This window comes from Kaistella sp. PBT33-4 (assembly GCF_029194425.1).
Lineage (GTDB): Bacteria > Bacteroidota > Bacteroidia > Flavobacteriales > Weeksellaceae > Marnyiella.
The window spans coordinates 548,559-562,759 of sequence record NZ_JARFYL010000003.1 but is presented as its reverse complement, the minus strand read 5'-3'; the positions used below and the strand labels follow the sequence as shown (position 1 = coordinate 562,759).

Below are 14,201 nucleotides of genomic sequence, written 5' to 3'. Positions count from 1 at the left end.
TTTTATTTAGCAGGATAATCCCTATCAAAAAGCAGACCCGAATCGCTCCGGGTCTGTTCACACTTAAAATAAATATACTATGATTATTTCTGGGTGAGCTCAAAATCACCTTTAATCCTAACCTGGTCGCTGATTACTGCTTCCGGGAAGCCTGGACCTACATTAAAATCAGATCTTTTTATAGTAGCCATAACCTGGTACCCGTGGGTGTCTTTCTTATTCATCTGGTTTACAACCGAACCGCGGTATACCAACGTAACGGTAACAGGTTTTGTAACACCGTGCATGGTAAGATTGCCGTTTACATTATAATAGTTTTTCTGTGATCCCTTTGTGATTGAGGTAGAGGTGAAAGTCATCTTTGGATGATTGGCCACATCAAAGAAGTCTGCGCTTCTGAGGTGATTGTCACGGGCCTCAATATGCGTATTAATTGAATTCACATCAACTTCAAAAGTTAGTTTTGAATTCAGGAAATTCTTCTCATCGGCATTGATGGTCAGATTTGCAGTTTCAAAGTTACCGGTGATATCACTGATGGTAAGGTGAATTACCGAAAACTGGATTCGGGAGTGTGCGGGGTCGCTCACCAATACTTTCTGTGCATATACACTAACACTAAGCATGATAAGCATTAATAAAGACATTAATTTTTTCATAACTGATTTTTTTTACTGATTAATTTATGGTACAAAGATAGCGTAGTGCCATTCTGCCGGGGTTGATGTATGTTAAGAAATCCTCAGTTGCAGTTGCCGTCAGTATCACAACTGTCGCCATTGATTATCTTCAGGCCGTGGTCACCTTCGGAAAATTCTTTCCACGATTTTTCCAGAATTTCCAGAAAAAGTTCGGGTTGTTGCGCACCGGAAACGCCGTATTTATCATTGAAAACAAAGAAAGGAACGGAACTGAATCCTAGCTTTGAAGCCATCTGCATATCCTGGGACACGGCATAAGCAAATTCGTCAGATTCGAGGGCAGCCCTGATATCATTTTCCAAAAGGCCCGCCTGTATGCCCAGATCTACCAGTGTAGTTACATCGTCAATATTCTTACCGTCAAGAAACTGCGCACGGAACAGTACTTCTTCAATTTCGCTGCCCAGGTTTTTGGTTTTTGCCAACTGGATCAGCAGGTGTGCTTTGTAGGAATTGGCCACTTTCTGATTTTCAAAATTAAAGTCAATGCCTGCCTCTCTGCCGGCATTTTCAGCATGTGAGTGCATGGCCTGCGCCTGCTGCCGGGAAATTCCTTTCCTTTCTGCAAAAAATTCAAATGGATCACGTTCAGCTTGCGTCTCCAGAGACGGATCCAACTGGAAACTGTGCCATTCCACAGTTACACCCGCTGCCTCTGGAAATTGTGACATTGCTTTTTCAAATTTCTTTTTTCCTACATAACAGAACGGGCATCGTACGTCACTCCAGATATTTATTTTCATGATATTGTTGTTATAAATAATTACAAATTTACGGTTATCCAGCGTCATTCCCGTTGATGTAGGTTAACTGTGCTGATAGCCGCAACTGTATTTATTATTTAATGCGCTGATTTTTAAGCATAAATTTAACTAAATTTGTTAGATGTCCGTCCGGTTTTACAAACCACATCCAGCATTGCGGCCCTACGTCCAGAACCTGGGGTATATCAATCTGGCGCCCGGTCTGGATGGTGATGCCAATTTTGATTTCTTTCCGCATGGCTTTTCGGGACTTATCCTAAACCTTGCACCCGACAGGATGATTTACGATGCTGTACAGGACTGTGAACTGAAAACCTTTTTCCGCTTCAGCGGGCAATTCGATTCACACAGGACTTACCGTTGTCGTACGGCTCATTTTGTTTTTATCAACTTTACACCTTACGGGGCTTATTTTCTACTGGGTTTGCCTCAGGATGAGTTCAGGAATTCGAAAATAGAGATGGAAGACATCTTTCCCAAACTTAAAGCGTTTTGTACGCTGCTGGAAGACCTGGGGAGCAATGCAGATGTCATTTTAAGAGTTTTACAATCATGGTTGCTACAGAAAGCACGTTCTGTGACCAGCACTTCCTGTGGGACAATGGAATATGCAATTTCAAGAATCAGGCAGGGCAGTGGTACGGCGAGTGTCCGGAATCTCTGTTCGGATGTGGCTATGTCTATTACCAGCCTCGAAGACCATTTTAAGGAGAAAATAGGTCTTACCCCAAAGATGTACAGCCGCATTGAAAGGTTTAATCAATGTCTGCGGTTTATTCAAACCCGTCCGGAAATGTCATGGTGCGATATTGCGCAGGAGTTTGGCTATTTTGACCAAAACCATTTCATTCGTGAGTTTAAGAGATTTTATGGTTATACACCGTCTCTTATGCAGTCCAGTGAATGGAACATGTCCAGGCTGATCACTTTATAACCTTTTCGGGATTTTTTACTATCATAAAAAACTTTAATCTGCCAACTTTGTGTGGTAGTGTCAATTCTATCGGCAATTATCACTCAACTAAAAGATAGTATTATGAAAACAAAATCAACACTTGCATTAATAGTTCTGCTGGCGGGAACCATGCTTACTCCTGCCCAATTCCTCAAAAAGCTGGAGCGGAAAGTGGAACAGAAGGTGAACCAGCGTATTGACCGTCATACAGACCGTGCCATTGACAGAGGGTTGAATGAAGTGGAGGGTACCGTGAAAGATACGTCTAAGAAGGTGTCAACTGCAGCCGGGAATCAAAAATCTAATGTACAAACAAATACCGGGATTAAGACCGAGGCGAGTTCCGCATTTGATTTTGAAGCCGGAAGCCGGACAATATTTACGGACGATTTCCTTAGATATCCGGCAGGCGATTTTCCCTCCGGCTGGAATACGAATGGCAGCGGTGAGATTGTTACACTACGGGGTCAGGGTGGCAAATGGCTTAAAGTACCTGATAATACAGCAGTTTTTCCGGAAATCAAAGGTGCATTGCCTCAGAATTTCACTGTTGAGTTTGACCTTGTATACCCGGATTCCGGTCTGCGGCCGCCAGTTACTTTTGGGTTTTCCGAAGTGCAGAATCCGGCCAAGAACACACTTCAGCATAAAAGTATTTTTTATTTCCTGATTCCACCTTCCGTAAAACAGTTTATAGGTTATTCCACAAGTCTGTATTCCGGTCGGGAAAACACCACCGAATGGCCGGTAGACCGCATGGCAAACAAGAACATACGCGCCAGCATAAGCGTGAACGGTACCCGGATCCGGCTGTATATGGGAAATCAGAAAATATTTGATTTGCCCAAAGGTTTCGATAAAAGTGCGTACCGAAATAATTTTCATTTCCGGGCAGCACCTCTAATGCCGAAACCCACCGATGGTTTCTACATTAGCAATCTTCGGATTGCAGAGGTTAAATAGGGATTCAAATAAACTGAAATCATGAAATCGATCTATACCTTGCTTTTTTCGCTCCTAATATCCTGTCTACAAGGGCAGGAAGAAAAAAAGGCGAAGGTGTTCGAAAATCCATCAAATGCACGGCCCTTTCGGTACAATGATAAGTTGTGTTTTGATTATAAGGTAAACTACAAAGGTGTCTTTGGCGGGCGGGAGGTCGCGGGATGTTTCTATATTAATGGAGAAACCGGAGCGGTGCTCAGTTTTGGTTTCGACAGTACCAAGCAGGCCGGCTGCAGTTACGATATGAACCATCTTGATTTCTATGCATACATTCAAACCCTGAAAGGGAATACCTATACCTATTATAATTCGGCACAGCGGGAGCAGGGAACACATAATACTATACTGAAACATTATGTAAGGACCGGGAACACCGATGATTCGGGTCCAGAAAATATGTTTACCATGAAGAAATTCACCTACAAAAATGAGTTTCGCGAATTTGCCGGTAACGAATTTAAGGGCCGAAAATATGTAAGCCTGGATGGTGAGATAAGTGTGTTCATACTTACAGACAGCAACTTCCCCGAAGCTTTTGAAGGTCTTAAGTTTCTGGGTGCCTACGGTATTGGTTTCCTGGAAACTTCAAAAGGAAACTTCCTTGTCTTGGGTTACGAACAGGGCGAAAGCCGGTCTGAGACCTTGAGTTTCAAAAAAGTGGCCGGTAGCGATTGCTTCCATCCGTCTGCGTTTCGGCGTGAAGAAGACACACGCGTAGTGGAGGCACTAGCCCATGCAGAGGAAGATGGCGCGAAGGTAGAGGAAAAACTAGCAAAACTGTCCGACTCAAAAGATCCATGCGCTGCGCTTAAAATGAAGGTGCTGGCAGAGCAGAAAAAACAGAACGAAGGCAAAAAGGAACAGTTGAATTATCTGAAGGACACCCGTATAGATTACAGTAAACATTCGGACATGGAAAAAGCCTTTTCCAAATATGACCACTTCGAAAGCTTTAAGCTGATGCGTTTGCAGGACGAATATAAGATATGCCAGATAGAAGAGGGACTGGCCAGAAACAAATACAAAGGTGAAGAACTGAGCCGGGCATCCAAACGCCGCAGCTGCCTTCAGAACAAAGTGGAAGAGTTTAAAGCCATCGAACTGGAAGTTGATGCGACCAAAGCAAGGAACCGCAATAACACCACCAGGCTAAATGAGGAACTTAGACCGATATTTATGAAGATTCCCGAGGCTATGAAGAAAAACCCTTGCAGCTAATCCACCTGATGCGCCTGTATAAAGATGTTCAAATACTTTAGTCGAATTAGAGAATTACAACCTGAGTAAACCTCTGAAACCGCGTGCCGCATAATAGGAGTCAGCGCCGTTGTGATAGATAAATACCGTTCCATAGCGGTAATCTCCAAAAATAGCCCCACCTAGCTTACGTATATTTTCTGGTGTTACCAGCCAGCTTGAGGTCTTTGTGTCAAACGTGCCAAGGGACTGCAGATAGCGATACTGATCTTCATCCAGCATTTCAATGCCTATTTCAGCTGCGGCATCCATTGCGTTGTTTTTGGGTTTGTTTTCCTTCCTTTTGTCGAGCGCCACTTTATCATAGCAGAAGCTCCGTCTGCCTTTTGGGCTTTCAGCAGCGCAATCCATAAACAGATATTTGCCAGATTCAGCATCGAAACCTACAACATCGGGCTCACCGCCGGTGTCTTCCATTTTCTGGAGGATTTCAAGCTTCTCCGGATTGGCTTCCAGCTTTTCCTTAATTGCAGGCCATTGCAGGCCATTGTGGCGTTGAGGGTTTTGGTGGAAACGGGTTTGGAGGAGGGTCAATATGTTATGCGTTAACATGGTGATGAATTTTTATGAAATAGAATCTCTGTATAAATTTATAAATCTTTATTTTGAAATCGTGTATCAAACATCATCGGTGAAGTACTGATCACCTTTATTTTTCCTTCACTATTTTCAAGTAAAAGTGAATCCGAAATGTAATCTCTATCAAAAATTCTTAAATTCTCGGGCTTCTTGACTGTACCATTCACAAATTCATTTTTTATCCTACTAGCAATGGAACTTTTCTCTTTACCATTATAACCAAATAGAATGTTCATGGTACGAAAAAGAATGGTTGGGATTTGTATAACCAACAAAATATTTATATGTGAAGTTATTTAGCTTAGTTAACATTGTGTCATAATTCGTACTTTGTATAGATATCATTACACTGACGGCTAACGGTTGGGTATTTCTGCAGACGGGATAAAAATACGAAATCTACTACTTGCTAAAATCTTAATTAATCGCTAAAATCTTCGATGAAAACTTCATGCCTGCTTTGTAGAAATAGCTTGTTACCAGCAGTTTTTTTTATTTCCTGACGTTTTGATTATATAACATTTTTCCCATTCCATTCTGAAAAATGATAAAAATTAAACCCACTAATACTTTAAATGACGCTGAAAATATTTCAGAATTTATTCCTAAAGTGTTTATATCATCTGAAATATTTTTGTTCATATTTCTAATTTTTAGCAACGTAAATAATTTGTTAATTAGTTCAGGAATTGATTCAAAAAGTAATAAAATACCAATTGCTAAAATTGCAACTTGTAATAAACTTTCAGAATTTAATTTTTCGAAATTTATCTTTTCGTCCAAAAATTTCTTAGGCTTTAATCTTGCAATAATTATGTCGGGATTTATTATAAGAAGGTAGAATACTACAACAATTAGTATCACAACAATTATTAAATAAATCCAAGTTTGCATGATTCCATTTTTACTATCGAATGGAAAAAATATATCAGAATTTATTAAGTAAGTTAACTGTTGAGGGAAAAAGTTAAAGATTAAAGTGAACACTGAATATAGTCCAAAAACTCTAAATATTATCCGAAGTAAATTTTTTATTTGCATTGTAATTTTTTAAAATTGCTGGTAACTCTCAAATATACGCATCTCACTCAAACCACCAGTACTCCGTAACATGTAATGATCAACCAATTGAAACTAAGTATATGATTCCAAAAAAAAATATCCAAAACACCTGCGCATTTTGGATATTGGAATTTATTGATTTTCAAACTATTTCTTCGGTATTTCCTTCAGTATTTCTTTCAGGAAGCTCCAGAATTTTTGGGCTGAAGGAATGTTGGCTCTTTCGTCCGGCGAGTGTGCCCCGCGGATGGTTGGTCCAAAACTTACCATTTCCATCTTTGGGTAATTAGCGCCGATGATGCCGCATTCCAGTCCTGCATGACAAGCTACAACATGAGGCTTGCTGCCAAAATCCCTCTCGTAAATATTTTCCATCAGTTTCACGATATCCGATCCGGGTTTTGGTTTCCAGCCGGGGTAGGAGCCACTGAATTCAACCTCCATTCCGGCAAGTTCGAACACTGATTTCAGCTGCTCTGCAACAGCATATTTTGAAGATTCTACAGAAGAACGGGAAAGGTTTAAGATTTTGAGTTCACCGTTTTTAAGTTCCACCCGGGCTACGTTATTGGAGGTTTCTACCAGATCTGCCACATCGGGACTCATGCGGTATACACCATTGTGAGCCGACTTAAGCGCAAGGATTATCCTCCGGGAATCCTCCTGCGAAATCGCTTTTTCATTGCTTGAAAAGTTTTCAATGTTGATTTGAAGGTCTTTTTCTACACTTGCAAACTCCTCCAGGATGGCTTCCTTAAGTTCCGTAGCCTGCTCTATGAACTCTACGGAGTTGCGTACGGACAGTATGGCCATCGCCTCACGCGGAATAGCATTGCGAAGTCCACCGCCGTCTACACTGATAAGCTGGATGTTCTCGTTTGCAATACCTGTGTACAGAAGTCTGCCCAGGATAACGTTGGCATTTCCGAATCCTTTATGAATATCCATACCGGAGTGGCCTCCCTGCAGTCCCTTGATTTCTATCTTTACGATCTGTCCTTTAGCCTCTTCTAGATTATATGTCTGTGAAGCAGTTACATCAATTCCGCCGGCACAGCCAATGTCGATTTCATCATCTTCCTCAGTATCGAGGTTCAGGAGGATTTCGCCCTGTAATGTGCTGGGTTTCAGGCCCATTGCCCCGGTCATTCCGGTTTCTTCGTCTATCGTGAAAAGGGCTTCCAGTGCCGGGTGAGGAATGTCCCTGCTTTCCAGGACGGCCATTATTGCAGCCACACCAAGTCCGTTGTCGGCACCCAGGGTAGTTCCTTTGGCCTTCAGCCAGTCTCCGTCCACCTCCATTTCAATTCCCTGACTGTTAAAATCAAAATTAACATCGGAGTTTTTCTGATGCACCATATCCAGGTGGGACTGAAGCACCACAGTTTTGCGGTCTTCCATACCTGCAGTCGCGGGCTTTTTAATGATTACATTGCCAACTTCGTCTACAGTTGTTTCGAGTCCCAGCTTTTCGCCGAAATTCTTCATGAATTCAATAACACGCTCCTCTTTTTTGGATGGTCTTGGCACTGCATTCAGCGCAGTAAAGTTTTTCCAGACGGATTGCGGTTCTATTTGTGTAATGTCCATATGTAAAGTGTATTTTTAGAATCTAATGTTTTTAGGGTTATATAATGCAGTGCTTCAACAGCCGCATTCACCATAAACAGGTGTGGTAATGGTGCGGTTTTCTTTTTTAATTAAAACGGTAAGCTGCCCCGTAAACATCATGGTTTCATCCTGCTCACTGGTCTTTTTACCGCTCATGCTGATCCTGTACTCGGAATCCTCCAGCACTTTGCTGAAATTAGACGGGTCAAAATCGCCTTCTTCCATCGGAATCTTAATCATATGGCCGTCCAGTTTAATATAGGCATTGTTTCCATAGTCATCCACATATACATACTGCTCATTTTCATACTCCTTCTGATTCCTGGCAAAATAACAGGAGCAGCCTTCAACCTCCGCAGGCATTGGAAAACTCTGAAGCATTGATTTCGCTGCCGCTTCCGGCTCTGCAGGTTCTATTGATACAGTTGTTGTGGAGTCGGATGTTTGACTTATGGAATCACTGGTATATTCTTTTTTACAGGAATGAAATGTTATTAGGCTAAATAAACCGAGGAGAAAATGTTTTCTGATAATTGTCTTCATATTGTTCATGTGCAGTGGCACAAATATAGTAAATATGAGGAACTCCCTTGGGCACTGGCCCGAGGAAGATTGCTCACCTAATGCGGCTTAATGATAACAATATTTCCGGATCTTTTGTCAGGATGACTGTAATTACCCTCGCTCCCTTTCCAAAAGTACCATCATTAAAAAACTGAGTACGACAAGGGTTTCATCTTCATCTGCAATATCGGTAAGGCGGGCCAGCTGGAATTTCCGCCCGAAAAGCGACGGCATTTTCTTTAAGCGGAAATACGCGTTGCCGGCATTATCCCGAACGGTGTAGGAGGGGTTCAGGAAATAACCGGAAAGCATACCGATAAGTGGAATTTCGCCCACGATGCCGTCCAGAACTTTTATCCAGCCATTGTCTTCATTGATCTGGTACTTTGTTTGTCCGTTCCCATCAGCAATGTCGTACTGTGATTTCCACAGTGAACGCATTCCTCTGCGGGAAAGGTTGCCGAACTGTTTTCCGGTTTTCTGATCAGTAATGGCATAGGACGCATTGAAATCAATCCACTGGTTGGCCTTTATCCTGAAAAGTTCCTTAGTCCTGCTTTCGTCGCTGAAGACAATGACATCTTCTTTCAGTTTAAACATTTTCTGACGCACGTACGCTACATAGTTTCCGTTCCTGTCGGTAATGTTAAAATCACTGGAAAGTGTTGTGATCTTAAATTTGAAATCAAGGGGGTAGTTCAGGTTTTGCAGCATTCCGATTTATTTTTGCATTAAAGATATTAAAAGAAGGCAGATTTGCACCCTGAGCTTATATATTTTATTTTTGTTGAATGGAGTATCCCAGTAAAGTTTTGGCCAAAGCCGTAGAGGAGATTTCCGGACTTCCGGGAATCGGTAAGAAGTCGGCTCTCAGGCTTGCGCTGCATTTGCTCCGGCAGCCCGAAAGTCAGGCTATTGTGTTGGGTGAATCTCTGCAGAAACTCGTTACGGAAATCAAGTATTGCCGGGAATGCCACAATTTTTCCGATGCGGAAGTTTGCGATATATGCTCCAATCCTAAGAGGAATGACGAGGTGCTCTGTATTGTAGAAGATGTACGGGACGTAATGGCTATTGAGAATACCGGGAAGTTTAGAGGCAGATATCTTGTACTTGGAGGTAAGATTTCGCCAATGGAAGGTATAGGTCCCAGCCATCTCAATATAGCTGCCATACAGCGCAAACTGGAGAACGGTTCCGTTAAAGAATTGATTTTTGCACTTAGCGCTACTATGGAGGGAGACACGACCGCCTATTATATCTATAAAAAGTTTAAGGACCTCCAGGTGAATTTTTCCACAATTGCCCGCGGAATCTCGGTGGGCGACGAACTGGAGTATGCAGATGAAATATCACTCGGACGCTCTATTCAGAACAGAGTTCCTTACGACGAAAAGGATTAACCGAAAGATTCTTAAAGCAGATTAGAATAACAGGATGACGGTTTCGGTAATAATTCCCATGTACAACGCGGCGCAGAGCATTGAAAGATGCCTGGACTCTGTAAAGGCGCAAACCTGGAGGGGAAACTTTGAGATCATTATTGTAAATGACGGTTCTACGGACCGAAGTGCCGAAGTCGTTCAGGAATATATGGTCAGAAATCCTGATTTGGATATTTCCATTATTCATCAACAGAACCAAGGCGTCTCAAAAGCGCGGAATGTGGCAATGGAAAGATCGAAGGGTGAGTATATTGCCTTTTTGGATGCAGACGACGTTTGGCTGCCGGAAAAGACAGCAAAGCAAATGCTGCTACTGAATGATGAGCGTTTGCAAATTGATTTTATATCCTGTCTCATCAACAAAGACAAACTCCGGTTTCCGTATTTTTCCAAAGAAGGATTAGCAGATGTGACATTCAGGAAATTATTGATCAGAAACGGTATTGCAAGCCCAACTGCAATTTTTAAGAGAAAAATCCTTTTAAATACAGGATATTTTGACAGTGATCAGAGATATGCTGAGGACCACAATTATTGGCTAAGGATTTCGAAGAAAAATAAAATGTATATTTTGGCTGAAAATTTAGTGTTTGCGGGCAATGGTAAGAGAACGTTTGGCGTGTCGGGTCTCTCCGCCAATTTAACTGAAATGGAAAAGGGTTTTCAGAAAAACCTGTCGGAGATGTACCGTGCGGGCAGAATCGGGTCCTCTGAGCTTATTATTTACTCTACATTCTACAGTTTAAAATATGTGTTTCGGTTGTTCAGAAATTTATTTTATACATTGAAGGGCAAGTAAACGTCTATTGATACAAATGGAACTTTCGGTAATCATAGTCAATTATAACGTCACGCAGCTGCTGGAGAAGTGCCTGCAGTCGCTGCACAGGTTTATCGGGAATGTTGCCTATGAGGTTATCGTCATCGATAATGCATCGCCGGACACATCCTGGAAAGAACTTCGAAACCGCTTTCCACAGGTTCACTTTATTTCATCCGCCACCAATATTGGTTTTTCGAAAGCTAATAACAAGGCAGTTCTGGAGGCCAAGGGCGATTTTATACTGCTTTTGAATCCCGATACCGAACTGGAAGGGTACTATATGCAGGAACTGTTAAGCTTTGCCCGGAAAAGAACAGATTTTGGCTGTCTGGGCGTCAGGATGCACGATGCTAAAGGAAATTATCTGCCTGAAAGCAAACGTGATGTTCCCAATATGGTTAATTCATTCCGAAAGCTTTATGTGTTTTCCGGAAATAAAAATTCCAGGTCCTATTACCGGAACGACATTGCGGAGGACGCAATCGCTGAAGTGGAAATTCTTACGGGTGCTTTCCTGCTGATGAAGAAAGAGGTCTACCTTCAGGTGGGCGGCCTGGATGAAAGATATTTTATGTATGGCGAAGATATCGACCTTTGCTACAGCGTCTTGCAGAAGGGATACCGCAACTGGTATTACGGCAAATATTCAATCCTGCACCATAAAGGGCAGAGTACAGTTAAGGATATTAAATACCTGCAGAGATTCTACGGTGCCATGCAGCTCTTTATTGAAAAGTATTACCGGAAAGACAAGCCTTTACAGTACCGTGTACTTCGGGTAGGCCTTATGGTACGCTATGCGCTCGAGAAAATGAAGTTAAAAATAAAAGCGGTCTAGATAAATCTGACCGCTTTATATATTTTTTAAAGGAGCTTGCTTAGTTAGCTGCCGGAGTCTGTACCGGAGCCGGAGTATTCTGAGCCGGTGCTGATTGTGCAGGAGCTTCAGTTCTTGCAGGAACAGCCGTATTCACTTTAGGCTTGGCTGTAAGGATAACACTCAGCATGGAGATTACTACAATGGTAATACCCAACGTCCAGGTTGCTTTTTCCATGAAATCGTTGGTACGCTGTACACCAAACTGAGCCGAAGATGCACCACCGAATGTAGATGAAAGACCGCCGCCTTTTGGATTTTGCGCCATGATGATGATCACCAGAAGAACACAGGCTATCATGATTAATACCATGAACAAAGTAAATATCGTACTCATTGAATTATAACAGTTTTAGAGTTGGCAAATTTAACTTTTTTTTAATGAACTGCAAAAATAACTGTGCACTATCTTGAGGTAATTGCAGTTTTGCACTCTGTTAATAAAAAAACGGTGGCATTTGCCACCGTTTCTTAGATCTTTCTTTCTGTCTTACTTGAAATCTGCGGCAGTTGCCTGATTAACCTGATAAGAGCTTACTTTAAAATCTACATCCATACCGCCAATGTTCTGGCTGAAGGAGTAAGGCATTTTCACACCCGCTACCTCCTTATAATTGCCCCAGGTCACAGGAATGGTCTGGCCACTCTGAGTCTTAACCTCACCGGTTTTAAGTCCGGTTTTGGTGCTGTAGTAATAAGTAGCGTTCTTGCCTTTTACTACATAAGCATCTTCACCGTTGTTTTTCTCAATTCCGGTAACCTTGAAATCGGAAGATTTTCCGAAGGTAAGTTCAGGGAAAAGTTCTGTTTCCTGAGCCATTTCAGCCGCAGTTTCTGCCGGAAGCGGCATCTTCTGACCCTGAGCCTCCATATATCCGGTTTTACCGTCAAAAACTATTTTTTGGAGTGTATTACCCATCATCTGAATATCCATCAGCGTCTTTCCGCCTTTACCCTGTATCAGTTTAAGCATAAGGTCCATACCCTGTACTTTTGCAGTGGCATTGGTTGTGATGAAGTTCACTTTCTGCACATTGGCAAGGCCTCCAATAGCTGCAATATATTTGTCAGCTACGGCTGCCGGAGTGATGCTGGCATCAGCCGCTATTGCCACTGGTTTTGCCACCGGATTCGCCTGGCTGTCGTAATATTTTACAGGGTAACCCAGTTTTTCCAGACCTTCGGAAATTTCTGCCACTTTACCGGCAATAAAAATTCTGGATTTGTTTGGAAGGATAGTAGCTTTCACCGCATTGGAAACATCAGCCGCCGTTACTCTGTCAATAGACTTCAGGTAATTGGTGTAAAAATCAGCCGGAAGGCTTTGTGTCCTGGTGTTCACCGCAAATCTGGCGATGGTCTCCGGTCTTTCAAGTGAACGGATAAAATCTCCTTTCAGTTTCGCTTTTGCATTGGCAAGTTCCTCAGGAGTTACCTTGGAAATAGCGTTAAGTTCATTCATGAATTCCTTCACTGCCTTGTCTGTAACTTCGTTACGAACACTGGAAGATGCCGAGAACATTGGGGAATACTTGCTTGTAGAAAGGGAAGAGTATGCACCATAGGTAAAAGCATTTTTCTCACGTAGGTTCATGAAAAGTCTGGCCTCACCACCGCCACCCAGGATGTAGTTCGCAATGGCTGCGGCAAAATACCTGTTGTCGTTCATTTTCAGATCATGCAGGTTGTTCACGCTGATTACGGACTGTACTGCTGTAGGTACATCTACGATGTCAATCTGTGTGGCAGTAACATTCGTTGCGGGCTCCAGCGCTGCATATTTTGTATTGGACTTTTTCCAGCCGTTGAAATTCTTTTCAACAAGCTTTTTTACTTCGTCATATTTTACATCGCCAACGATTACGAGGTAAGCATTGTCCGGTGCATAATGTTTCTTGAAGGTGTTCTGCACGTCGGCCAGTGTTACTGCTTTAATTGAAGCTTCTGTTTCAAACTCACCTCGGGAAGTGTTTTTTCCATAAATAACCGCATTGGAAACTCTGGAGGCAATGGCATCAGCACTTTTCTCTTCGGTCTTCAGGCCTTCAATCATTCTTTCCTTAGACTTCTCCACCTCTTCAGCCGAGAATTTTGGATTAATGATGGCATCAGACATCATTCCAAGTATTTCAGGGAAATATTTTGAGAGTGAGTTGGCAAAAGCACCTCCGGAAGAGAAGTTAAGGCTTGCTCCAAGATAATCTACTCTTTTGTTAAAGGCATCTTTACTCATTTTGGCAGTTCCTTCACCAATCTGGTCGGCCATGATCTGGCTTACACCTACGATGTTCCCTTCGTAATAAGGGGGCCTGTCCATGGAAATGGTAGCGCTCACACGCGGCAGTTTGTTGTTTTCAACCACCATCACCGTAAGACCGTTTTTCAGTGTGAAAGTCTTGGGCTGGGCAATGTTGATTACCGGTGTTGGTCCGGCCACCGGCATTTTGTTGATGTCTATTTTCTGGGCGCTCATCATTCCTGAAATAAGGAATGCAACCGCGATATATTTAAAGTTGAATTTCATAAGAATTTTAATTTTTGTTTGATTTCACCTCGTA

The 14,201-nt window shown here is 42.3% G+C and carries 15 protein-coding genes; 6 read left to right on the top strand and 9 right to left on the bottom strand.

Annotated features, from left to right (window positions below; genetic code table 11):
• Positions 1-83: 83 nt before the first annotated feature.
• The gene (locus P0M11_RS08690; RefSeq protein ID WP_275625306.1) at positions 84-659 is read right to left on the bottom strand and encodes a YceI family protein; all 576 of its coding nucleotides are present in this window, start codon (positions 657-659) and stop codon (positions 84-86) included.
• Between the two features lie 83 nt (positions 660-742).
• Positions 743-1,444: a DsbA family oxidoreductase gene (locus tag P0M11_RS08685; protein ID WP_275625305.1), complete on the bottom strand. Its 702-nt coding sequence runs from the start codon at positions 1,442-1,444 to the stop codon at positions 743-745.
• Positions 1,445-1,586: 142 nt separating this feature from the next.
• Here P0M11_RS08685 and P0M11_RS08680 point away from each other — a divergent pair, with 142 nt between their 5' ends.
• The 3 genes from P0M11_RS08680 to P0M11_RS08670 all read left to right on the top strand — a co-directional run bounded on the left by P0M11_RS08680 (position 1,587) and on the right by P0M11_RS08670 (position 4,643).
• On the top strand, positions 1,587-2,399 hold the full coding sequence (locus P0M11_RS08680; RefSeq protein WP_275625304.1) for a helix-turn-helix domain-containing protein: 813 nt from the start codon (positions 1,587-1,589) through the stop codon (positions 2,397-2,399).
• Between the two features lie 102 nt (positions 2,400-2,501).
• Positions 2,502-3,383: a hypothetical protein gene (locus tag P0M11_RS08675; protein WP_275625303.1), complete on the top strand. Its 882-nt coding sequence runs from the start codon at positions 2,502-2,504 to the stop codon at positions 3,381-3,383.
• A gap of 21 nt (positions 3,384-3,404) precedes the next feature.
• Positions 3,405-4,643: a hypothetical protein gene (locus tag P0M11_RS08670; protein WP_275625302.1), complete on the top strand. Its 1,239-nt coding sequence runs from the start codon at positions 3,405-3,407 to the stop codon at positions 4,641-4,643.
• 54 nt (positions 4,644-4,697) lie between these two features.
• On the opposite strand, the gene P0M11_RS08665 is transcribed toward P0M11_RS08670, so the two are convergent.
• From P0M11_RS08665 to P0M11_RS08645, 5 genes are all read right to left on the bottom strand, one after another.
• Positions 4,698-5,234, bottom strand: a complete 537-nt coding sequence (locus tag P0M11_RS08665; RefSeq protein ID WP_275625301.1) for a DUF4256 domain-containing protein — start codon at positions 5,232-5,234, stop codon at positions 4,698-4,700.
• Between the two features lie 519 nt (positions 5,235-5,753).
• On the bottom strand, positions 5,754-6,155 hold the full coding sequence (locus P0M11_RS08660; RefSeq protein WP_275625300.1) for a hypothetical protein: 402 nt from the start codon (positions 6,153-6,155) through the stop codon (positions 5,754-5,756).
• A 315-nt stretch (positions 6,156-6,470) separates the two neighbouring features.
• On the bottom strand, positions 6,471-7,913 hold the full coding sequence (locus tag P0M11_RS08655; protein WP_275625299.1) for an aminoacyl-histidine dipeptidase: 1,443 nt from the start codon (positions 7,911-7,913) through the stop codon (positions 6,471-6,473).
• Between the two features lie 54 nt (positions 7,914-7,967).
• Positions 7,968-8,477 carry a hypothetical protein gene (locus P0M11_RS08650; RefSeq protein WP_275625298.1) on the bottom strand — a complete coding sequence of 170 codons (510 nt, stop codon included), beginning with the start codon at positions 8,475-8,477 and terminating at the stop codon, positions 7,968-7,970.
• A 132-nt stretch (positions 8,478-8,609) separates the two neighbouring features.
• Entirely contained in the window at positions 8,610-9,212 is a 603-nt protein-coding gene (locus P0M11_RS08645) for a hypothetical protein (RefSeq protein WP_275625297.1), read from the bottom strand.
• A gap of 77 nt (positions 9,213-9,289) precedes the next feature.
• On the opposite strand from P0M11_RS08645, the gene recR reads away from it, so the two are divergent.
• The 3 genes from recR to P0M11_RS08630 are packed head-to-tail and all read left to right on the top strand — an operon-like array spanning position 9,290 to position 11,604.
• On the top strand, positions 9,290-9,901 hold the full coding sequence (recR, locus tag P0M11_RS08640; RefSeq protein WP_275625296.1) for a recombination mediator RecR: 612 nt from the start codon (positions 9,290-9,292) through the stop codon (positions 9,899-9,901).
• Positions 9,902-9,935: 34 nt separating this feature from the next.
• Positions 9,936-10,742: a glycosyltransferase family A protein gene (locus tag P0M11_RS08635; protein WP_275625295.1), complete on the top strand. Its 807-nt coding sequence runs from the start codon at positions 9,936-9,938 to the stop codon at positions 10,740-10,742.
• A gap of 10 nt (positions 10,743-10,752) precedes the next feature.
• Positions 10,753-11,604, top strand: a complete 852-nt coding sequence (locus P0M11_RS08630; RefSeq protein WP_275625350.1) for a glycosyltransferase family 2 protein — start codon at positions 10,753-10,755, stop codon at positions 11,602-11,604.
• Positions 11,605-11,644: 40 nt separating this feature from the next.
• Here P0M11_RS08630 and secG read toward each other — a convergent pair whose 3' ends face one another.
• Both secG and P0M11_RS08620 read right to left on the bottom strand, forming a co-directional pair.
• Positions 11,645-11,980: a preprotein translocase subunit SecG gene (gene secG / locus P0M11_RS08625; RefSeq protein ID WP_158063417.1), complete on the bottom strand. Its 336-nt coding sequence runs from the start codon at positions 11,978-11,980 to the stop codon at positions 11,645-11,647.
• 153 nt (positions 11,981-12,133) lie between these two features.
• Entirely contained in the window at positions 12,134-14,167 is a 2,034-nt protein-coding gene (locus P0M11_RS08620) for a pitrilysin family protein (RefSeq protein ID WP_275625294.1), read from the bottom strand.
• Positions 14,168-14,201 lie beyond the last annotated feature (34 nt).